Annotated in this window: 14 protein-coding genes, 1 other RNA gene and 1 riboswitch; of the genes, 11 read left to right on the top strand and 4 right to left on the bottom strand. The window is 68.2% G+C overall.

Translation table 11 applies throughout. From position 1 onward, the window contains the following. Nucleotides 1–162 precede the first annotated feature (162 nt). From BVIR_RS14875 to def, 4 genes are all read left to right on the top strand, one after another. A complete protein-coding gene (locus tag BVIR_RS14875) occupies nucleotides 163–663 on the top strand; it encodes an invasion associated locus B family protein (protein WP_055038939.1) in 501 nt (166 codons plus the stop codon). A 469-nt stretch (nucleotides 664–1,132) separates the two neighbouring features. Next, the gene (gene tldD, locus BVIR_RS14870; protein WP_055038348.1) at nucleotides 1,133–2,560 is read left to right on the top strand and encodes a metalloprotease TldD; all 1,428 of its coding nucleotides are present in this window, start codon (nucleotides 1,133–1,135) and stop codon (nucleotides 2,558–2,560) included. Between the two features lie 406 nt (nucleotides 2,561–2,966). Next, nucleotides 2,967–4,790, top strand: a complete 1,824-nt coding sequence (locus tag BVIR_RS14865) for a monovalent cation:proton antiporter-2 (CPA2) family protein (protein WP_055038347.1) — start codon at nucleotides 2,967–2,969, stop codon at nucleotides 4,788–4,790. A 623-nt stretch (nucleotides 4,791–5,413) separates the two neighbouring features. Beyond that, complete coding sequence (def, locus tag BVIR_RS14860; protein ID WP_055038346.1) at nucleotides 5,414–5,929, top strand: peptide deformylase; 516 nt, start codon at nucleotides 5,414–5,416, stop codon at nucleotides 5,927–5,929. Nucleotides 5,930–6,122: 193 nt separating this feature from the next. Here def and BVIR_RS14855 read toward each other — a convergent pair whose 3' ends face one another. Next, on the bottom strand, nucleotides 6,123–6,548 hold the full coding sequence (locus BVIR_RS14855) for a MerR family transcriptional regulator (protein WP_055038345.1): 426 nt from the start codon (nucleotides 6,546–6,548) through the stop codon (nucleotides 6,123–6,125). Nucleotides 6,549–6,996: 448 nt separating this feature from the next. On the opposite strand from BVIR_RS14855, the gene BVIR_RS14850 reads away from it, so the two are divergent. Further along, complete coding sequence (locus BVIR_RS14850; protein ID WP_055038344.1) at nucleotides 6,997–10,245, top strand: SEL1-like repeat protein; 3,249 nt, start codon at nucleotides 6,997–6,999, stop codon at nucleotides 10,243–10,245. 586 nt (nucleotides 10,246–10,831) lie between these two features. After that, a complete protein-coding gene (locus BVIR_RS14845; RefSeq protein ID WP_055038343.1) occupies nucleotides 10,832–12,796 on the top strand; it encodes a methyl-accepting chemotaxis protein in 1,965 nt (654 codons plus the stop codon). Between the two features lie 15 nt (nucleotides 12,797–12,811). Here BVIR_RS14845 and BVIR_RS14840 read toward each other — a convergent pair whose 3' ends face one another. Next, nucleotides 12,812–13,606 carry a thymidylate synthase gene (locus BVIR_RS14840; protein ID WP_055038342.1) on the bottom strand — a complete coding sequence of 265 codons (795 nt, stop codon included), beginning with the start codon at nucleotides 13,604–13,606 and terminating at the stop codon, nucleotides 12,812–12,814. Nucleotides 13,607–13,740: 134 nt separating this feature from the next. On the opposite strand from BVIR_RS14840, the gene ssrA reads away from it, so the two are divergent. The 3 genes from ssrA (at nucleotide 13,741) to BVIR_RS14830 (ending at nucleotide 15,504) form a co-directional block, all read left to right on the top strand. After that, nucleotides 13,741–14,103, top strand: a transfer-messenger RNA (tmRNA) gene (ssrA, locus tag BVIR_RS16540). A gap of 250 nt (nucleotides 14,104–14,353) precedes the next feature. Continuing rightward, nucleotides 14,354–14,932 carry an SspB family protein gene (locus tag BVIR_RS14835; RefSeq protein ID WP_055038341.1) on the top strand — a complete coding sequence of 193 codons (579 nt, stop codon included), beginning with the start codon at nucleotides 14,354–14,356 and terminating at the stop codon, nucleotides 14,930–14,932. Then, entirely contained in the window at nucleotides 14,929–15,504 is a 576-nt protein-coding gene (locus tag BVIR_RS14830; protein ID WP_055038340.1) for a dihydrofolate reductase, read from the top strand. Before BVIR_RS14835 ends, BVIR_RS14830 begins: the two co-directional genes overlap by 4 nt. 16 nt (nucleotides 15,505–15,520) lie before the next feature. Here the strand turns inward: BVIR_RS14830 and thiC are convergent, their stop codons facing one another. Continuing rightward, on the bottom strand, nucleotides 15,521–17,359 hold the full coding sequence (thiC, locus tag BVIR_RS14825; RefSeq protein ID WP_055038339.1) for a phosphomethylpyrimidine synthase ThiC: 1,839 nt from the start codon (nucleotides 17,357–17,359) through the stop codon (nucleotides 15,521–15,523). Nucleotides 17,360–17,491: 132 nt separating this feature from the next. Beyond that, a riboswitch (TPP riboswitch) is annotated at nucleotides 17,492–17,598 on the bottom strand. A 141-nt stretch (nucleotides 17,599–17,739) separates the two neighbouring features. Here thiC and BVIR_RS14820 point away from each other — a divergent pair. Further along, on the top strand, nucleotides 17,740–18,228 hold the full coding sequence (locus BVIR_RS14820) for a hypothetical protein (RefSeq protein WP_055038338.1): 489 nt from the start codon (nucleotides 17,740–17,742) through the stop codon (nucleotides 18,226–18,228). 266 nt (nucleotides 18,229–18,494) lie between these two features. Here BVIR_RS14820 and BVIR_RS14815 read toward each other — a convergent pair whose 3' ends face one another. Continuing rightward, nucleotides 18,495–20,201 carry a carbamoyltransferase C-terminal domain-containing protein gene (locus BVIR_RS14815; RefSeq protein ID WP_055038337.1) on the bottom strand — a complete coding sequence of 569 codons (1,707 nt, stop codon included), beginning with the start codon at nucleotides 20,199–20,201 and terminating at the stop codon, nucleotides 18,495–18,497. A gap of 243 nt (nucleotides 20,202–20,444) precedes the next feature. Here BVIR_RS14815 and BVIR_RS14810 point away from each other — a divergent pair, with 243 nt between their 5' ends. Continuing rightward, on the top strand, nucleotides 20,445–21,002 hold the full coding sequence (locus BVIR_RS14810; protein WP_145911941.1) for a hypothetical protein: 558 nt from the start codon (nucleotides 20,445–20,447) through the stop codon (nucleotides 21,000–21,002). The last annotated feature ends 56 nt before the right edge of the window (nucleotides 21,003–21,058 follow it).

Here is a 21,058-nt window from a genome sequence, read left to right as displayed (position 1 = left end):
GCTGGCCTCGGCGAGGGCGGCCGAATCGCGGGCGCTGCGCGAAGCCCCTTGTTCTTGACACGATTTTTGGGCGATGTGGCGTTGACGTGGCAGAGTGATCAGCGCCGCCGGCCTCCGATTCGCGCCGGCGCCGAAGGCGTTGAGGATGGCGAGGCGTTGAAGATGGCGAGACTGTGGAGCGTGGGAGCGGTTGCCGTCGCGGCGTTGGCCGCGCTGGTCGGACCGGCGGCTGCCCAGGGCGTGGTCAAGTCGGTGCATGGCGACTGGCAGGTGCGCTGCGATACCCCGCCGGGCTCGCAGGGCGAGCAGTGCGCGCTGGTCCAGAGCGTCACCGCCGAGGACCGGCCCAATGTCGGCCTCACCGTCATCGTGCTCAAGACCGCCGACCAGAAGGCGCGGCTGATGCGGGTGCTGGCGCCGCTCGGCGTGCTGTTGCCCTCCGGCCTCGGCCTGCGCATCGACGACGCCGACATCGGCCGCGCCGGCTTCGTGCGCTGCCTGCCCAATGGCTGCGTCGCCGAGGTGGTGATGGACGAAAAGCTGCTGGGCCAGCTCAAGGTCGGCAAGCAGGCCACCTTCATCATCTTCCAGACCCCGGAAGAGGGCATCGGCATTCCGATGCAGCTCAACGGCTTCGGCCCTGGCTTCGAGAAGCTGCCCTGAGGCTCCGCCGCGACGGTGGTCCGCCGCCACCCGCCGTGGCAGCGGCCGGCGGGGCGTCTTAATCCTTTGGCGTCGCGGATCATGGGTCCCCTTTCCTCGCATCGCTTCGCGATGCTCGCCGGGGACGACGCATCGAGGGTGTCGTGGGCGCGGCCGGAAAACTTGGCCAGAAAACTTGGCGGTGAAACCACCTCCGGTCATCCCCGGCGAGCGCGGCGTCAGCCGCGCGAGGGAAGGGGACCCATGATCCGCGGCAGGAACACGCGATACGGTTTCCGGATGATCCCTTCGGGCTCCCGGAAACAAGCTCGCCGAAAACCCCTTTGCGAATAAGGGTTTTCCGGCGATCGGAATACGGTTCTCCGACCTGATCGGCCGGAAACCGTATGAGGCGCACGGCTGGCGATCGCCCGAACTGGCAATCGCCTGGTGGCGGCCCTATCTTCCGGGCAACAGCCGGAGCCCGCCCATGACCGCGTCGTCCTCGCTCTCCCTCCTGGCCCGCGCCGGGCTCGACCCGGCCGCAGCCCTGCGCCTCACCGCCCACGCCCTCGATGGCGCCGACGATGGCGAGCTGTTCCTGGAGTATTGCCAGAGCGAGGCTCTGGTGTTCGACAACGGCCGGCTGAAGACGGCGAGCTACGACACCTCGCAGGGCTTCGGCCTGCGCGCGGTCAAGGGCGAGGCCGCCGGCTACGCCCACGCCTCCGACATCTCCGAGGCGGCGCTGGCCCGCGCCGCCGACGCGGTGCGGGCGGTGGCCTCCGGCCATCGCGGCACGCTGGCGCTGGCGCCGGAGCGCACCAACGTGCGGCTCTATGGCGACGACAACCCGCTGGGTGCCCCGGCGTTCGAGGTCAAGACTGCGCTGCTGGCCGAGATCGACGCCTATGCGCGCAGTCGCGAGCCGCGGCTCAAGCAGGTGTCGGCCTCGCTGGCCGGCTCCTGGCAGGTGGTCGAGATCGTGCGGCCGGACGGCGAGATCGTCCGCGACGTGCGGCCGCTGGTGCGGCTGTCGGTCAATGTGGTGGCCGAGCACGGCGGCCGGATGGAAACCGGCAGCTACGGCCTCGGCGGCCGCGAAGGCTTCGCCCGCATCATCGCGCCGGAGACCTGGCAGGCGGCGGTGGACGAGGCCATTCGCCAGGCGCTGGTGAATCTTGAGGCGGTGCCGGCGCCGGCCGGCGAGCTCGACGTGGTGCTGGGCGCCGGCTGGCCCGGCATCATGCTGCACGAGTCGGTCGGCCACGGCCTGGAAGGCGACTTCAACCGCAAGAAATCCTCCGCTTTCGCCGGGCTGCTCGGACAGCAGGTCGCGGCGCGTGGCGTGACAGTGGTCGACGACGGCACCATTCCCGGCCGGCGCGGCTCGCTCACCGTCGATGACGAGGGCACCCCCGCCCACCGCACCGTGCTGATCGAGGACGGCATCCTGGTCGGCTACATGCAGGACCGCCAGAACGCCCGGCTGATGGGCATGACGCCGACCGGCAACGGCCGGCGCGAGAGCCACGCCCACGTGCCGCTGCCGCGCATGACCAACACGGTGATGATGGGCGGCGACCGCAGCCCCGAGGAGATCATCGCCTCGGTCAGGAACGGCATCTATGCGGTGGCGTTCGGCGGTGGCCAGGTCGACATCACCTCCGGCAAGTACGTCTTCAACTGCACCGAGGCCTATCGCATCGAGAACGGCAAGGTCGGCGCGCCGCTGAAAGGCGCCATGCTGATCGGCAACGGCCCCTCCGACCTTCACCGCGTCACCATGATCGGCAACGACCTGGAGCTCGACCCCGGCATCGGTACCTGCGGCAAAGCGGGCCAGGGGGTGCCGGTCGGCGTCGGCCAGCCGACCCTGCGCATGGACAAGATCACCGTCGGCGGCACCGCCGGGTGAAGCTTGATGCCTGGGTCCCCTTCCCGACCGCCTGACGGCGGTCGCCGGGGACGACCGCGAGGTGGTTCGCAGCCATGTTCGGCGGTGAAGGTCCGTGGTCGGATTTTCGAGCTGCGGCGGCGACAGCTCGGCCGGTCGTCCCCGGCGAGCCCGCGCAGCGGGCGAGGGACGGGGACCCAGGGACCACGCTACAACCAAATCCGCTCCTCACTTCAGTGTGACCATCCGTCCCGAATCGGGACACGGGTTTTCGTTCCCCTGTCCGCATTGTGGTCACGAGCCTTGGCCAAGAAGGACGCGCGCGGCGGACGCCGCACGATTCGTACCGCGCAAGCCTGATGCGGCCTGCGAAATCCGGCCTGATCGGCCGGATTTCGTATGCCATCGCAGACCCCTTGGAGGACGGATGCACGCCGACGGCTTTGGCCTGTTCGAGCAGGTGTTGGTGTTGCTGGGCGCCGCGGTGCTGGCGGTGCCGCTGGCCAAGCGCGCCCGCCTCGGTTCGATTGTCGGCTACCTCCTTGCCGGGGTGGCGATCGGTCCGCAGGCGCTCGGGCTGTTCCACGATCCCGGCACCGTCTCCCACCTCGCCGAACTCGGCATCGTGTTCTTCCTGTTCCTGATCGGGCTGGAGATGAAGCCGTCGCGGCTGTGGAAGATGCGCGGCGACATTCTCGGCCTCGGCGGCGCCCAGATGCTGATCACCGGCGCCACCCTGATGTGCGTGCCGCTGGCATTCGGCCGGCCGTTCGATGCCGCGCTGGTGGCGGGGCTCGGCCTGGCGCTGTCGTCCACCGCCATCTTGATGCAGATCCTGGAGGAGCGCGGCGAGGTGCGCTCGGCCCACGGCCGCCGGGCGTTCGCGGTCGCCATCTTCCAGGATGTGGTGATCGTGCCGATCCTGGCGCTGGTGGCGTTCCTGTCGCCGCATCCGGCGGCGGCGGGCGAGCCGTTCTGGCTGTCGGCGGTGAAGATCATCAGTGCCATCGCCGCGGTGGTGGTGATCGGCCGCTATCTGCTCAACCCGATGTTCCGGGCGCTGGCGCGCTCGGGCGCCCGCGAGATCATGACCGCGGCGGCGCTGCTGGTGGTGCTGGGCTCGGCGACGCTGATGATGCTGGCCGGGCTTTCGATGGCGATGGGGGCGTTCCTGGCCGGGGTGTTCCTGGCCGAATCCAACTTCCGCCACCAGATCGAGGCCGACGTCGAGCCGTTCCGTGGCATCCTGATGGGGCTGTTCTTCCTGTCGGTCGGCATGGCGCTCGACCTCAACGTCATCGCCGAATCCTATTGGCGCATCGGGCTGGCGCTGGCCATGCTGGTGCTGCTCAAAGCCACCACCATGTACGTCATCATGCGGCTGTTCCGGCACGATCGCGAGGAGGCGGTGCGGGTGGCGCTTTTGATGGCGCAGTCCGGCGAACTCGGCTTCGTCGTCTACGCCGCCGCGGTTTCGGCCGGGGTGATCGGGCCCGACCACGCCTCGATCCTGGTGGCGATGGTGGTGATGTCGATGGCGGTGAACCCCTTCCTCTACCGCCTGGCGCCGCTGCTCACCCGGCGGGCGCCGACCCCGATCGTCGAGGACTTCTCCGACGCCCGCGGCTCGGTGCTGGTGATCGGGTTCGGCCGGTTCGGCCAGGTCGCCTCGCAGTGCCTGCTCACCAACGGCTACGACGTCACCATCATCGACAACGACGCCGAGATGGTGCAGTCGGCCGGCCGCTTCGGCTTCAAGGTCTATTACGGCGACGGCACAAGGCTCGACGTGCTGCGCGCCGCCGGCGGCGACCGGGTGCGGCTGGTGGCGGTATGCGTCGACGACCGCGACGATACCGACCGCATCGTCGACATCGTGCGCGCGGCCTTCCCGGTGTGCCGGCTCTATGTCCGCGCCTATGACCGCGGCCACAGCCTCGAACTCCTGGCCAAGGGCGTCGATTTCGAGGTGCGCGAGACCTACGAATCGGCCATCGCCTTCGGCCGCGGCCTCCTGGTCGGGCTCGGCGCCGACGACATCGTCGCCGACGAAGTGGTGGCGGACGTGCGCCGGCGGGATGCCGAGCGGCTGGTGCTGCAGCAGGCCCAGGGCTTCAATGCCGGGGCGCACCTTCTGCACTATCGCCGCAGCCCGGTGCCCGAGCCGCTGCTGCAGCCCGGCAAGACCGGCCGCGCCCTCAACCCGGAGGCCGAGGACGCGCTCACCGGCGAGACCGAATACTCCGGCTGAGGCGATTTTTGGTTGATCCCTTCGGGATCAAAGCAACGACCTCGCCGAAAACGCGCTGATCGGAAATGGGCTTTTCGGCGGTAGGAGTTCGAAACGCCGGCCTGATCGGCCGGGTTTGGGATCAGGTGGCCGGGGCGGACGGGCAAGGGCAAAGAACGCGGGCACTGTCGGCGCGCCATTGGTCGCATCTGCAACCGCAGGCGGCGCGCGAAGCCGGTGCGGTCGCGCCGCCGCCGCATAGACCATCGCCGCCGGCGGCAGGTTTTTGCACCGCAACACCGGCAGGATGCGACCAGGACAGAACAAAAGAGGAACAATCTGACCAAAAGAGAGGCCGGCACGATGTCTGGTGACAGACCGGTGCCGGCCTCTGAGTCTCGGGAAGACCACGGTGCAACTCGACGACGGACAGCCGGATGCGAACCAAGGTCCGCGGGGCTGCCCCATCGTCGTGTCAACCAGGCGGGCGGATATGACCATGGCGATGTGCGCTGCACATTGACCTGAATCAGACAACCGATAAGCAGGATTACCGACACGCAAAGCGTGTAATTCTGCGGTCGAACCCGGACTGCCGTTGCGGCCGCGTTGACCGGCCCGGTCGGTTACCCTATGTCGCGGTTATGGCCATCCGTGATATTTTGACAGTGCCCGATCCCAGACTGCGCGAGATTTCCGAGAAGGTCGCGGTGGTCGATGATGAGGTTCGGCGGCTCGTCGACGACATGTTTGAAACCATGTACGCCGCTCCGGGCATCGGGCTGGCGGCGATCCAGATCGGCGCGCCCCGTCGCATCGTGACCATCGACACCGCCCGCAAGGGCGAAGACAAGCGTCCGATGGTGTTCATCAACCCGGAAGTGGTGTGGTCCTCGGAGGACAGGCGCTCCCATGAGGAGGGCTGTCTGTCGATCCCGGATTATTACGAGCCGGTCGAGCGGCCGGACCGGGTGCGGGTGCGCTGGCTCGACCGCGACGGCAACGCGCAGGAGGCGGAGTTTTCCGGCCTGCTGTCGACCTGCCTTCAGCACGAGATAGACCACCTCAATGGCGGCCTGTTCATCGACTACCTGTCGCGCCTGAAGCGCGAGCGGGTGATGAAGAAGTTCACCAAGCTGGCGCGCCGCGCCGCCGAGTGAGTCGAAGTCGTTTTTCGGCAACCCGCGGCCGGCGGCGAGGCGTTACCGATGTTACCCTGTCGACGGTAGCTGGCCGCAGGTGTCGTTTCGCGCGAACGTTCTCTCGAGCCACGCCGCTGGCCACCCTGAAAACCCCGGTGGGGGATTTCGACGGCCCAGCCTCAGAACGCGCAGCCCTCGGCAGGAACTCGGGTCAGTCCGCCAAGGTGGAACGGTTGGCGTGGAGCTGAAGGTTGCTACGCAATTCGGCGATCGCGTCGTCGATCTCCTGGCGCTGCTTCTCCAGTACGGCGATCTGCTGCAGTACCTTGTCCTGCGACAACGCGAGGTTCTCGCCCTCGTCGCGGCCTTCGTGCGCCGCGACCATCGCCTTGATCTCGGTGAGGGTGAAGCCGAACCGCTTGCCCTTGAGGATCAGCACCAGTCGATTGCGGTCGGTACGGCTGTAAAGGCGGGTCAGGCCCTCGCGCTTGGGACTGAGCAGGCCCTTATCCTCGTAAAATCGGAGAGCCCGCAGTGTCACGCCGAACTCGCGGGAAAGATCGCCGATTGTAAAGTATTCCGAACGATTCGAGTTTGCAGGATCGGAGCCGATGGCCCGAACTGCAGTGTCGATCATGGCGATTCCACTTTCTTTCATCATTGTCCCAACTCGTATTTTATTTGAGGGATCCTCGTTCCTTCAGGTTATTCCTGTCGGCTGAGGGCGGCGCCATTCTTGTTCAGGGATGATTGAGGTTCGCGTCGGCCTCACGGAGTCGCAGTGCGAGCGGAGATCCCATTCGGATCGTCGGTGGATTCCGCTGCAATGGAAAACCTCGTGATTGGGCGAAAAACCGAGTCATTAGTTAGACTAATTTAAAACAAGTGGCGATCCCAGCCCGAAGGCCGATTGCCGCTGGGGACGATACCGTACTTCCGCACCGTCCGGGATGGTGAAGCTGTTAACCCGACGTTTACCCTGACGAGAAAAAGTGAATCGGGAAGCAAAGCGCCCGCGCGCCGCTGCTGATTCAGGGGCTGGCGGCCCCTTCGGCGGTGCCTGCAATCGCCCGACAGGTTCGGCCATGACACAAAGCGGATCGTGGAGCAGACGCAGCCAAGCCCCGGAGCCGGGCTCGGGGCTGCCAGCCGACGCACTGGAGGCGGCGCGCTCCGCCGCGGCGCGCGAAGGCGTGCCGGTGGAACGCTGGCTCGAACGCACCATCCTGGCGCGGACCGGCGCGGCGACGGCGCGCAGCCAGCCGCCCGCCGCGGCTGGCGAGAGCCAGCGCCCCCCCGACCCGGCCGCGCGCGGCACCGAGGACCTTTCCGCCGCGCTGGGCGAAGTCACCCGCCGGCTCAACGCCCTGCTGGGCGAGGTCGCCACCGCCCCGCCGCGGTCGCCGGCGTCGTCGGCGCAGCTGCGCGATACCGTCGCTAGGCTCGGCAGCCGGCTCGACGTGCTGACGGCCGAAGCGCGGGGCAGCCAGGGTGGCGGGCAGGGCGTCCCGTCCGCTCCCGGTCGCCGGCTCGACGACCTTGCCAGCTCGCTCGAAGGCATGGTCGAGCGCTTGAGCGCCCCGGCCGACCCGCGGTCCGGCCGCCGGCCCGGGGTCGACGCCGCGGTCGCCGAGATCAACGCCCGCCAGCGCATGCTCGACGCCCCGCCTGCCGCCGCCGCCCCGCCGCCGCCGCCGCGTCCGGGCCGGCTGGAAGCCGATGCCTTGTTCAATCTGCGCTGCGATATCGCCGATCTCGGCCGCGCCGTCGCCGATCTCGCGCCGCGTCACGCGGTCGAGGCGCTCGACGCCTCGGTGCGTGCGCTGGAGAGCCGGGTCGAGGCCAACGCCCCGCCGCCGATCGATATCGCCCAGCTCAACGAACTGACACGGATGCTGGTCGAGGTGCGCGAAAGCGTGCGCGACCTGCACGCCGACGACGGCCTTGCCGGGCTCACCGCCGACGTGCGGGGGCTGCACCAGCGCTTCGACGCGCTCGACCAGATGCGGCTGGAGCCGGCGGTGCTGCAGCACCTCACCAGCCAGGTCGCGGAGCTGCGCACCACGCTGGCGCAGCCGGCGCGGATGCCGGACGAATTCGCCCACGAGCTGGACCAGCTCGCCGGCAAGGTCGACCGCATTGGCGGCGTGCTCGACGATGCCGCCGCGGCGGTCGACATGATGGGCGCGCTCGAGCGCAAGCTCGACCGCCTCGCCGAGACCATGGTCGCCACCGCCGTCCCGGTGGGCAACCGCATCGACGACGCCGCGCTGATCGAGATCCGCGACCGGCTCGACCGCCTGCACACCGCGCTCCAGACCACAGCGCGCGACGCGCCGCTGGCGCTCGAGCACAAGCTCGACCAACTGGCCGAGGCTATTGCCGCCAACGCGGTGTCGCACCGCAGCCAGGGTGACGCCGCCGCCTTCGCCGAGATCCGCGACCGGCTCGACCGCCTGCAGACCGCGCTCGAGACCACCGCCCGCAACGCGCCGGTGGCGATCGAGCGCTCGATCCTGCTGCTGGTCGACAAGCTCGACCGCATCCAGTCGCTGGTCGCCGCCGGCGCTGATCCCGGCTCGGATTTCGACGCGCTCGGCGCGCGGCTCGACCGCATCGTCGAGCAGCTCGACCGCTCCGACGGCCGCTTCGGCCAGCTCGAGGCGATCGAACGCGGCCTCAACGACCTGTTCGTCCACCTGGAGGAAACCCGCTTCAGCGCCATCGACGCCGCGCGTGCTGCCGCCCGCGACCTTGGCGCAGCACCGGTCGAAGACCTGCTGCGCGATGTGTCGGACCTGCGCGCCGCCCAGCGCATCGCCGAGCTCAAGACCCACGACACCCTCGAATCGGTCCACAGCACCCTGGAGCGGGTGATCGACCGGCTGGCGACGCTGGAAGACGATCTGGTCTCACGGCCCGTGCCGGAGCCTGTCGCACCGGCCGCACTGCCGCCCCAGGCCGCGACGGTGCCGCCGCCGGCCCCGGCTGCGACGGTGGCGCTGCCGCCGGCCGAGTCGGCGCCCGCGCTGCCGCCCGACCATCCGCTCGAGCCTGGCTCGCGCACCCCGATCGTGCGCGCCGGCGCGCCGCTGCCGCCAAGTCGCGGCCAGGCACCTCAGGCCGCGCCGTCGCCGCAGGTCTTGCCTGCCGCAACGGCCAAGCCGGCGTCCGAGCCGAGCGCCAAGGCCAGCTTCATCGCCGCCGCACGCCGTGCCGCCCAGCAGGCTGCCGCAGACAGCGTCGGGCCTTCGGCGGCGACGGATGACGTTGCCGCGCCAGTCGGGCTGCGGGCTGCGGTCGCTCGCCACCGCACCTTGATCCTGGCCGGCCTGGTGTTGTTGGCCGCGGCCGCCACGGCGCCGCTGGTGCTGCCGAAGCTGCTGCCCGGTACGCCGAACCCGCCCGCCGTTGCGCCGGTGGTGCCGGTCCCCGAGCCCAATCCCTCCACCGTGCCGGGGCCGCAGTCGCGGCTGTCGCCGGCGGACCCGGTGATCGCCCGCGCGCCCTCGTCCGGCCTGTTGTCGCCGGAGTCGACGGCGGCAACGCCGGCACCGGCGTTCAGCGCCGCCGGGATTCCACAGGCGGAGCCCGACACCACCGCCGCGTTGGCGCTGAACGCTGCGTCCGGTGCACCGACCACCAAGCGCGACACCGATCTGCCGGCCGCGATCGGGCCGCTGGGGCTGCGCGACGCCGCCCTCGGCGGCGATCCGGCGGCGATGTTCGAGGTCGCAACCCGCTTTGCCGAGGGCCACGGCGTTCCGCAGAACTATGCCACCGCAGCGCGCTGGTACGAGCACGCCGCGCAGCAGGGCTCGATGCCGGCAGCCTACCGCTTGGGCAGCCTGTATGAGAAGGGTGAGGGCGTGGCGAAGAACGTCCAGCTCGCCCGCCGCTACTACACGCTGGCCGCCGACGCCGGAAACACCAAGGCGATGCACAATCTCGCCGTGCTCTATGCCGAAGGCATCGACGGCAAGCCGGACTACCGCGAAGCCAGCCAGTTGTTCCGCAAGGCGGCCGAGCGCGGCCTGCGCGACAGCCAGTACAATCTCGCCATTCTTTATGCCCGTGGCCTCGGCGTCGATCAGAACATCGGCGAATCGTTCAAGTGGTTCGCGCTGGCCGCCAACCAGGGCGACGCCGACGCCCAGAAGAAGCGCGAGGAGGTCGCCGCCCGGCTCGATGCCCAGACCCTGCTCGCCGCCCGGCTGGCGGTGCAGACCTGGGTGCCACAGGCGGTCGACGCCAGCGCCAACGACGTCCGGCCGTCGGCGGAGTGGGACCGGGTCGACGGCGGCCGCGCCCGCAAAGCGACCGGCCGGACCTGAACGGATACTGCGCGCGCTGCGCGCCGTGGCGTCCGTTGTCCGATGCCGCCCGGCCGCGGCGGAGACCTCGCGCCGTCGTCCCGGACAAGCGGCCAAGCCGCGCGATCCGGGACCCATCATCCGCGAGGCTTGCCGTCGTCCGCATCGCCCGCAGCGGCGCGGCATCGCTCGCAGCATGGTTCCCGGAGACGTTGCGGATCATGGGTTCCGGGTCCCAGCTTCGCTTCGCCCGGAACGACCGGCGGTTTCATGTTCGGCGGGCGGTGGCCGGCTCACGGGCAAAGCCGTCGTCAAGATCGAACCGCCCGGACAGGAGTGAAGGTCTCGCACGCAACTATGAGCTCGGATTGGCCGAATTTTGATCACTAATTGGGCAATATGACACAAGCATGCGCAATATGACGCAATCAATCGATGTGTTCGCCGGGCGACCTGGCCGATTTTGACTGTGAGAGGCGCAGCGAGCCCTGCTGTTTGGTCGCAGAAACACCTTCTCTCATCGCCGCGCTGCTCGCCATCGGTCGGATCAGTTCAATCCATATTAATAAAAGAGCCACAGGGTGCCGCCGTTCAAAGGGTATCACCTATGCGCTTCAGCCTGACTCACAAGATCGCCGCGATCGGATTGACCGGGGTTGTCGGACTGCTCGTCGTCAGCGGCATCTATTTCGTCGGTGCCGCGGTCGAGGATCGCCACCAGCGGCGGGCCGAGGACATCGGCGCGGTGGCGAAGCTCACCGCCACCACGCTGCGCGACATGCTGGAAGCACGGCGGGCGGAAAAGGATTTCCTGCTGCGGGCCGAGGCTGGCTACATCCAGCGCCACGCCGAACTCGCCACCAGTGCCAGCCGCCAAATCGACGCGCTGCATCGCGGCCTCCAGGCGGTCGGCCTCTCCGATCTGAAGGACAAGGCCGACGAGATCGAAACCGGCTTCGATGCCTACGTCGCCCAATTCAAGGAGCTGGCCGCGGCGCGGCAGACACTCGGGCTCGACCAGAACAGCGGGCTCGAGGGCCGGTTGCGGGCCTCGATTCATGCCGTCGAAAAGCGTCTCGGCGAGATCGGCTCGCCGCCGTCGCTGAGCGCGGCCATGCTGACGCTGCGACGGCATGAGAAGGACTTCATGCTGCGGCGCGATGCCAAATACGGCGCCCAGATGAAGACCGCCGCGGCGGAATTGCGCCGTCTGATCGAGGCCGAGCCGATGGCGGCGGCGACCAAACAGGCAATGTACGGCGAACTCGACGCCTATCAGCGCGACTTCTTCGCCTGGATGGACACCGCACTCGCGCTCGCCGACATCCAGCGCAAGATGTCATCGTCCTATGCCGGCATCGAGCCGGCGATCGCCGCGCTGTCGGAGCGGGTCGAGGCGGTCGACGCCGAAACCCTCAAGGCCACCGCCGCCGCGCGCGCCGAAACCGGACGATGGATCGTGGCGGCGATCGCGACCGTGGTGCTGGTGGTGACGCTGCTGGTGTTCGTCATCGGCCGCTCGATCACCCGGCCGCTGCGGGACATGACCTCCACCATGGGCGAGCTGGCGGCGGGCCGGCTGGACGTGGCCGTTCCGGGCGTCGGCCGCACCGACGAGATCGGCGCGATGGCGGCGGCGCTCGACGTGTTCAAAACGAGCATGGCCGACAGCGAGCGTCTGCGCAGCGAGCGCGCCGAGCTGGAGCGTCGCGCTGCCGCCCAGCGCCGAGACGAGATGCACCAACTGGCTGATCGGTTCGAGGCGGCGGTCGGCGGCATCGTCGACACCGTGTCGCGGGCGGCCGGCGACCTCGAAGCGGCGGCGCTGACGCTGTCGCGCACCGCCGAGATCACCCAGTCGCTGTCCGAATCGGTGGCGGCCACCTCCGAACAGGCCTCCGCCAACGTCCAGTCGGTGGCCTCCGCCGCCGAGCAGCTCGGCGCTTCGGTCGGCGAGATCGGGCGGCGGGTGCACGAGACCAACCAGATTGCCGACGCCGCGGTCGATGGCGCCCGCCAGACCGACGCCCGCATTTCCGAAATGGCGGCGGCGGCGCAGAAGGTCGGCGACGTCGTCAAGCTGATCACCGCCATCGCCGAGCAGACCAATCTGCTCGCGCTCAACGCCACCATCGAGGCCGCCCGTGCCGGCGAGGCCGGGCGCGGCTTCGCGGTGGTGGCAGCCGAGGTGAAGAACCTCGCCACCCAGACCGCGAAAGCGACCGAGGAAATCTCGCCGCAGATCGCCGGCATGCAGGCCGCGACCCGCGATTCGGTGGCGGCGATCGAGCGCATTTGCCTCACCATCGGCCAGATGTCGGAGGTCACCGGATCGGTTGCCGCCGCGGTCGAGCAGCAGGGCACCGCGACGCGCGAGATCGCCCGCAACGTCCACGAGGCATCGCAGGGCACCACCTCGGTCGCCCACGACATCGTCAAGGTCAGCCGCGGCGCCGAGGAAACCGGGGCGGCTTCCGCCCAGGTGCTGTCGGCGGCGCGGGCGCTGTCCGGCGACAGCGAACGGCTGCAGCACGAGCTGCGCGCGTTCCTGGAGACCATCCGCGCGGCGTGACGCGCCGGGCGGCGGCTACACCGCCACCGGCGCCTTGATGTGCGGGTGGGGGTCGTAGCCCTCGATGGCGACGTCGTCGTAGCGGAAGGCGAAGATGTTCGCGACCGCCGGGTTCAGCTTGAGCCGCGGCAGCGGGCGCGGCGGGCGGGAGAGCTGCAGCCGCGCCTGGTCGAGGTGGTTGAGGTAGAGGTGGGCGTCGCCGAATGAGTGGATGAACTCGCCCGGCTCAAGCCCGCTCACCTGCGCCACCATGTGGGTGAGCAGGGCATAGCTGGCGATGTTGAACGGCACGCCGAGGAACACGTCGGCCGAGCGCTGATAGAGCTGGCAGGACAGCCGCCCGCCCGCGACGTGGAACTGAAACAGGCAGTGGCAGGGCGGCAGCGCCATGTCCGCCACCTCGGCCGGGTTCCAGGCCGCCACCATCAGCCGCCGCGAATCGGGGTTGCGCTTGATCTGCTCGATCACCTCGGTGATCTGGTCGACGGTGCGGCCGTTCGCCCCCTGCCACGACCGCCACTGCTTGCCGTAGACCGGGCCGAGGTCGCCGGCGGCATCGGCCCACTCGTCCCAGATGGTGACGCCATGGTCGTGCAGGAATTTGACGTTGGTCTCGCCGCGCAGGAACCACAGCAGCTCGACGACAATCGACTTCAGATGCAGCTTCTTGGTGGTGAGGAGCGGAAAGCCCTGGGCGAGGTCGAACCGCATCTGGTGGCCGAACACCGAGAGGGTTCCGGTCCCGGTGCGGTCGCGTTTCTCGACGCCCGCGTCGAGAATAAGGCTCATCAGATCAAGATATTGGCGCATTGGAGGCTGCCAGGCGGTGACGGAGCGCGGCGGGAACGCCGCTCATCCACAAGCACCAGAACGCCCGCTGCCGCAAGCGCTTGCCAGCCGACTTTGCTCCCGCGCGGCGCCAATGCCTGCCGAATGTGACACACACCCTTCCTTTGCCGGCCGTCCGCCCCTATATTCATGAGGCCGGCGCAAGCCGGATATGGCGATAAATGGCTATCGGAATAAACCTTTCGGACCCGGGGGCGGTACCCGGCGCCTCCACCCCAGCCGGTTCTGAACCGAACAGGCCGGCTGCGGCGGGGGCGAAATAGGATCGACGAGGGCGTAAAGGGTGTGCTTTTGCCCGGCATGGTTCCGCCGTTATCGGGCCATTAGTGTAGTTGCGAATGACAACTATGCGCCGGTTGCTCAGGCCGCGTGACGCGGTTTGAAAGACCACTTAAAGCCCTAGTGCCTTGCGCGTACTAGGCGGGGTTCGGAGGCACCTGGCAACAGAAGCCTCCACTTCTCTCTGCGCCCTCCGCCGGGCGGATACCCCATTCCTGCCGGGGTTTCGGCGGTGATTTCAATGGTTTACGGCGGGCTCCGCCAATACGCTGTAGCGGAGCGGTTTCGCCGGATGGACGCCAATCGGGTTCGTATAAAAGCTGGATTCGACAGGCGCCGTCGCGGCGCTTAGGAATGAACCTCGAATCTCGTCTCGCGCCAGCCGGGCGTGGGGTTTTGCTCTCAAGGCGTGACCGGTTTTGTCCTCGTATGGCCGTCGACCACATTCGCTATGATCTTCTCGCCCAGGACGCCTTGCGCGGCGTGGTCCGCCGCGTCCTGCAGGACGCCATGCGCGACGGTCTGCCCGGCGAGCACCATTTCTATATTGCCTTCGACACCAGGGCGCCGGGGGTGCGGCTGTCGCCGCGTCTGCTCGAACGCTACCCCGATGAAATGACGGTCATTCTTCAGCACCAGTTCTGGGACCTGTCGGTCTCGGACTATGGCTTCGAGGTTGGCCTGTCGTTTTCCGGCATTCCCGAGCGGCTGTTCGTTCCGTTCAGCGCGCTCAAGGGGTTTTTCGATCCGTCGGTGCAGTTCGGGCTGCAGTTCGAGGTGGTCGACGACACTGCGGCCGAGGCGCCCGCCGAGGGTGCCGATCCGGCGGCGCGCCCTGCAGCGGTCGAGCCGATCGAGGGCCGACCGCGCGGTTCGGTGCCGCTGACCGGCAGCCCGGTTCAGGCCTTCGAGCGCGAGGCCGAGGACAAGCCGTCCGAGCCGGTCCAGGACGGCGCGCCGGACAGCGGCGCCACCGTTGTGCGGCTCGATAACTTCCGCAAGAAGTGACGGCGACCGATCCCATCGCTCCGGAGGCCCGCCCGGCCATCGCCTTCGTGGTGGCCCGCACTCCGCAAGGGGTGATCGGCTGCGACAACCGCTTGCCATGGCGGCTGAGAAGCGACCTCAAACGGTTCCGCGCGCTGACGCTCCATCACGCCGTCATCATGGGGCGCAAGACCTTCGAGTCGATCGGCAAGCCGTTGCCGAAGCGCGAGAACATCGTGGTGTCGCGCGCAAGTTCACTCGGCGTCGATGGCGTCACGGTGTGCCCGGACATTGCCACCGCCCTGCGCCATGCCGACGCCTGGTCGCTGGCCAACGGCCGCGACCGGGTGTTCGTCATCGGCGGCGAAGCGTTGTTCACCGCTCTCCAGGACGCAGTCGATTGCGTCCATCTCACCGAGGTCGAAGCCGATATTCCCGGCGACGTGTTCTTTCGGATGGCGTTCCCGCCGGCGGAGTGGCGGGCATCAGTGCCGGAGCGGGTGGCGAGGAGCGAGGACGACGAATTCGGCTCGGTCTACCGCCGGTTCGACCGCATCGAGCCGCGGCGCCGCACGCAGGGCGCCGCAGCCTGAACGTGGATTAGGCCGCTCAGCGGTTCGCCGGCACCTCGCCCACCTCGACGTAGACCTCGCTGCCAAGCGCCCTGAACTTCTCCGACATCTCGGCGAACCCTTGTTCGACGACGCCGGCGTCCGCAGTCTGTGCCGCTGCGTGATCGCGAACCGACGATTCGCGAATCTCGTGGCTGATCTTCATCGAGCAGAACTTCGGCCCGCACATCGAGCAGAAGTGCGCGGTCTTGTGGGCGTCCTTGGGCAGCGTCTCGTCGTGGAACGCGCGGGCGGTGTCGGTGTCGAGGGCGAGGTTGAACTGATCGTGCCAGCGGAACTCGAACCGCGCGCGGGAGATGGCGTCGTCCTGCGCCTGCGCGCCGGGGTGGCCCTTGGCGAGGTCGGCGGCGTGGGCAGCGATCTTGTAGGTGATGACGCCGGTCTTCACGTCATTGCGGTCGGGCAGGCCGAGGTGTTCCTTCGGCGTCACGTAGCACAGCATCGCGGTGCCGAACCAACCGATCATCGCGGCGCCGATCGCCGAGGTGATGTGGTCGTAGCCCGGCGCGATGTCGGTGACCAACGGCCCAAGCGTATAGAACGGCGCCTCGCCGCACAGCGCGAGCTGCTTGTCGATGTTCACCTTGATCTTGTGCATCGGCACGTGGCCGGGACCCTCGATCATCACCTGCACGCCGTGGTCCCAGGCGATTTTCGTCAATTCGCCCAGCGTCTCCAGCTCGGCGAACTGGGCGCGGTCGTTGGCGTCCGCGATCGAGCCCGGCCTGAGGCCGTCGCCGAGCGAGAACGCCACGTCATAGGCGGCGAGGATCTCGCAGATGTCGCGGAAGCGGGTGTAGAGAAAGCTCTCGGTGTGGTGGGCGAGGCACCACTTGGCCATGATCGAGCCGCCGCGCGAGACGATGCCGGTGACGCGGTTCGCGGTGAGCGGGATGTAGGCGAGGCGCACGCCGGCGTGGACGGTGAAGTAATCCACGCCTTGCTCGCACTGCTCGATCAGGGTGTCGCGATAGACCTCCCAGGTCAGATCCTCGGCGATGCCGCCGACCTTCTCCAGCGCCTGATAGAGCGGAACGGTGCCGATCGGCACCGGCGCATTGCGCACGATCCATTCGCGGATGTTGTGGATGTCGCGGCCGGTGGAGAGATCCATCACCGTATCGGCGCCCCAGCGGATCGCCCACACCAGCTTGTCGACCTCGTCGGCGACCGACGACAATACGGCCGAGTTGCCGATATTGGCGTTGATCTTGGTGAGGAAGTTGCGGCCGATGATCGCCGGCTCAAGCTCGGCGTGGTTGATGTTGGCGGGGATGATGGCGCGGCCGCGCGCAACTTCATCACGCACGAATTCCGGCGTGACGAGATCGGGGATCGACGCGCCGAAATCCTCGCCGTCGCGCGCCTGCTCGGCGGCTTTGGTGCGGCCGAGATTCTCGCGGATGGCAACAAATTCCATCTCCGGCGTGACGATGCCGGCGCGGGCGTAGGCGAGCTGGGTCGGCACCGCGCCGGGCTTTCCGCGCAGCGGGCGATGCTTCACCGGAAACGCCGGCACCGCGCCGGCCTTGCCGAGCGGCGGAATGGCGGTGGCCGCGACCACCTCGACGTCGCCGCGGGCGCGCACCCAAGGCTCGCGGTGACGCGGCAGGCCGGCCGCGATGTCGATCAAGGCCTCGGCGTCGGTGAAGGGACCTGATGGATCGTAGACCCGCACGCTGGGCTCGCCTTCGACCTCAATGGCGCGGCCTGGCACCCGCAACTCGGGGAAGCGCCGGCCGGCGTCATAGACCTTGCGCGAGCCTTTGAGCGGACCGGTGGTGACGGCGAAGGCGGGCTTGGTGTGGATGGTCATCTGGACGGCCTGTCGTTGTCGCGTTTCTCCCGCAGCACCGGCGCCGCTTGCCGCGGACGGCGCGCCGAAGCTGCCGCTGTGCGGCAGATCAACGCGCCGGTACCGGAGTTGAGTGAGAAGCGCTGAGCCCGCTGGCCCGCGACGTCCGCATCCCTCCGCCGGTACGAACCGGTTCAGGTTCAAAGGGTGGTCGGGCGCTCCCGATCTCAGCCCCGCACGGGGCCCCCCTTCGGACGGGCGGACTGTGCGGAAAGCCAGCGCCGGCGTCAAGCCGGGAGGGCTGCGGCATAGCGGTGCCGGCCGCCGCGTCCCCCACCAGGGCTCTGGCGGTAAATCGCGCGCCATGCCACGCTGGGCTTCTCTGCAATTGAGGGCTTCCCATGCGGATGATTTTCGCAGTCGTTGCTTCGCTGGCGTTCACGGCCGCGGCCGAGGCCGCCACCTTCCGCCTCGGCACGCCGCCGGTTGCCGCCATCACCCTGCCGGACGACTGGGACACCGACGAAATCGACAGGGGCGTGGAGTCGACCTCCAAAGACGAGGAAATCTATATCGCGGCCGAAGTCGCCAGCATCTCGAAGCTGGAGGACGCCGTCACCCAGGCGGTCGCCTATCTGATCAGCGAAGGCGTCCGCATCGACCAGAAGACCGAGAAGCGGTCGGAAGGCAAGATCGGCGGCCTGGACGCTTTTTTCATCGAGTACAAAGGTGTCGACGAGGACGATGCGGCGACCGAGGTCAGTGTCGGCGTCATCGTTGCCAGCCCGACCACCGCGATCATCGTGACCTATTGGGGCTCCGAGGAGGGCGAGAAGGCCAACGCCGCGGCGCTGACGGCCATCGTCAACAGCATCAAGAAAGTCGACTGACGCCGGCGGTCATGGAACTCTGTCGCCGTCATGGCCGGGCTTTGTCCCGGCCATCCACGTCTTTCCTAGGCATTTAATACAAATCCGGACGATCAGGCCGGTTTTTCGTATGCGGTCGTCGGAAAATAGAATTTCCGATCAAGGACTTTTCGGCGACGTTGTTTCCGGGATCACGAACCGACCAGGCGGAAACCGGATAGGACCTGGATGCTCGCGACGAGCGCGGGCATGACGGGCCAGGTCCGATACCCCTTGATAGGGCGACTTTAGCCGGCAAAGCTCCAGATCGCGCCCTGGGTGACGACGAGGTCGACCCGCCTGTCCTTGAGGGCGCGGACGCATTCGACCGGCGCGTTGATGATCGGCTCCTCGTGGACGTTGAACGAGGTGTTGATCAAGACCGGCAGGCCGGTGAGCTTCTCGTATTCGTCCAGGATGTCCCAATAAACCCGGTTCTGGCCGCGGCTGATCAACTGTGGCCGGGCGGTGCCGTCGACGTGGGTGACGGCCGGAACCTTGTCGCGCCAAGCGGGCTTCACATCACAGGTGGTGGTCATGAAATTGGCCGGGTAGACGAGGCTCTTCGGCAGTTCAAAAACCTCGGCGTAGCGCTCGATGCGCACCACCGGTGCGAACGGCATGAACTCGGTGCGGTCGAGCCGTTTGTTGAGGGTGTCGTTGATGGAGCGGTCGATGGCGCGCGCCATGATCGAGCGCGCACCGAGCGCCCGCGGGCCATATTCCATCGGACCCAGGAAGGTGCCGACGATGGCGCCCTCGGCGATGCGCCGCGCCGCCTCGGCGGCGGGGTCGCCGACATATTCGGCGTAGGCGCCAGCGGCGCGGAAGGCGTCTTCGGCATCGGCGTCGAAGTCGCGGCCGTAATAGAGCGCGCCGAAACGGTAGCGCCGACCCAGCCAGGCCGGCAGCCCGTCGCGCTGAAGCAGGAACTCCAGCACGCCGCCGGCGGCGATGCCGGCGTCCGACATTGCCGGATAGACGAACAGCTCATCGAACGGAAAGCGCTCGGCCAGGCGCTGGTTGAGCTTGACGTTGGCGAACACCCCGCCGGCGAGGCCGAGCGCCTTGGCCGGGTGGCGTTGGAGGATGTTGCCGACCGCCTCCAGTACCACGTCCTCCAGCACGCTCTGCACCGACGCGGCGACGTCCTCGCGCGGCGCGCTCTTCACCATTTCCTGGAGGCGGCGGCGCAGATCCTTGAGGCGCATCTTGCCGTGGGTGCGGCCCAGCGCGTCGACGGTGTAGTTGGCGCGTAGCTCGGGCGCGAACACCGGTTTGCCCCAGGCAGCAAGGCCCAGCACCTTGCCCTCGTGGCGCAGCGGTTTGAAGCCGAGCGCCGCCGTCACCTCCAGATAGAGCTGCCCGATCGATGAGCGCGCGCCCTCATAGCCGAGCAGCTTGAGGCCGTCGCGATCGTCGCCCCACAGCGCGGTCAGCTTGCCGTCTTTGAACTGGCGGGCGGAGGCGTTGACGCGGTCGCCATAACCGTCGGCGGTGTAGATGAGCGCGTCCGACCAGTCGGTGTGGAACAGCGCGCCCAAAGCATGGGCGTTGTGGTGGTTGTAGAAGTGGACGCGGGTGGAGGGCGAAAAGCCGTGGTCATCGAGCCACAGCTTGACGTCGAAGATGGTGTCCGGCGCCGCGCCGAGATGGAGCGCCATCTGGCGGAACAGATCGACCCGGCCCTCGCCGTCGGCTTTCGCTCGTGACCACCACGCTTGGCGCTTGAAGTATTTCGGCGCGAATTCCGAGCGCGGCAGCGCGATGACGTCGACGTCCTCGCGCCTCAGCCCGGCAATGGCAAGGCATTCCTCGACCGCCTCGGCCGGGTAGCGGTAGCCGTCGCTCTTGATGCGGGTCAGCCGCTCGAGCGCCACCGCCGACACCATGCGGTAGTTGTCGAACAGCGCAGCCGAAGCGTCGTGGTTGGTGTGGATGCCGAGGATGATCATGATGCCTCGCCTGATGCGCGATGATGATCCGCTGCGCGGCGGATCGGCCGTGGCGGCCGCGTTCTCGACCGCAGCGGGTGCTGTCCCTCGATCTCGGGCCTTAACGGTCGCCGCCGGCATTGTCCATTGCCGGAAGCGGGTCTGCACGTCGGCGCTGGCGCTGCATGCCCCATTTGCGCCGAATTCTGCCGACGCCGAAAGAGTTTCCGTGTATGATCTATTTGCAACACCTTTGTTAATGTCTTGTTTTCCAACATGGGCCACCCTCAATTGCCGGCGATGCTGGGTTTGCGGTGGGCGGCCCGGGTCTTGCGTTGCGTGTTCCGCTGTGGTTTGTGTTGGTTAATTTCCGAAGGGGGTATCATGTCGCTGCGCACGGCCATTGCCGCCGCTCTCGTCATGGCCGCGACCCCAGTCGTGGCGGAGACATTGAACGCCCACCAGGCGCGCGAGTTCGTGGTGGGACGCCAGTTCGCTTTCACCTGTTTCGACGGGACCGCCGGACAGGGCAAGATCATGACCGACGGTTCGGTGTCCGGCCGCGTTCGGCTGAAGGGCTCCGATCCGGAGCGTTATGTGGCGCTGCCGCGCGATACGCTGCGGGTTCGCGGCGAAGCCGTGTGCGCCGCGCTGCGCGGCATGGTGTTCGAGCCGTGCTTCGACGTGATCAAGACCGGCAACCGCTCGTTCCGCGGCACGCTCGCCGGCGTTCCCGGCCTGTGGTGCGACTTCGTGCGCGGTGGCCGCCCGGGCTTCGCGGCCGCGCCGCGCCGGGCGTCGCTGACGCAGGCGTCGAACTGATCTCGCCGACCGGCCGGCATTCCGCCCTAAGCGACCGTCACGATGGCCGGGCGTCG

It is taken from the genome of Blastochloris viridis, assembly GCF_001402875.1.
GTDB classification, from domain to species: Bacteria; Pseudomonadota; Alphaproteobacteria; order Rhizobiales; family Xanthobacteraceae; genus Blastochloris; species Blastochloris viridis.
Note: the sequence above shows the minus strand (reverse complement) of the source record. Positions and strands in the feature narration are given on the sequence as shown.

Bases quoted from the DNA above. Each gene is read 5' to 3' on its own strand.
- BVIR_RS14875 (WP_055038939.1), top strand. From the start codon at position 163: ATGGCGAGACTGTGGAGCGTGGGAGCGGTTGCCGTCGCGGCGTTGGCC.
- tldD (WP_055038348.1), top strand. From the start codon at position 1,133: ATGACCGCGTCGTCCTCGCTCTCCCTCCTGGCCCGCGCCGGGCTCGAC.
- BVIR_RS14865 (WP_055038347.1), top strand. From the start codon at position 2,967: ATGCACGCCGACGGCTTTGGCCTGTTCGAGCAGGTGTTGGTGTTGCTG.
- def (WP_055038346.1), top strand. From the start codon at position 5,414: ATGGCCATCCGTGATATTTTGACAGTGCCCGATCCCAGACTGCGCGAG.
- BVIR_RS14855 (WP_055038345.1), bottom strand. From the start codon at position 6,548: ATGATCGACACTGCAGTTCGGGCCATCGGCTCCGATCCTGCAAACTCG.
- BVIR_RS14850 (WP_055038344.1), top strand. From the start codon at position 6,997: ATGACACAAAGCGGATCGTGGAGCAGACGCAGCCAAGCCCCGGAGCCG.
- BVIR_RS14845 (WP_055038343.1), top strand. From the start codon at position 10,832: ATGCGCTTCAGCCTGACTCACAAGATCGCCGCGATCGGATTGACCGGG.
- BVIR_RS14840 (WP_055038342.1), bottom strand. From the start codon at position 13,606: ATGCGCCAATATCTTGATCTGATGAGCCTTATTCTCGACGCGGGCGTC.
- BVIR_RS14835 (WP_055038341.1), top strand. From the start codon at position 14,354: ATGGCCGTCGACCACATTCGCTATGATCTTCTCGCCCAGGACGCCTTG.
- thiC (WP_055038339.1), bottom strand. From the start codon at position 17,359: ATGACCATCCACACCAAGCCCGCCTTCGCCGTCACCACCGGTCCGCTC.
- BVIR_RS14820 (WP_055038338.1), top strand. From the start codon at position 17,740: ATGCGGATGATTTTCGCAGTCGTTGCTTCGCTGGCGTTCACGGCCGCG.
- BVIR_RS14815 (WP_055038337.1), bottom strand. From the start codon at position 20,201: ATGATCATCCTCGGCATCCACACCAACCACGACGCTTCGGCTGCGCTG.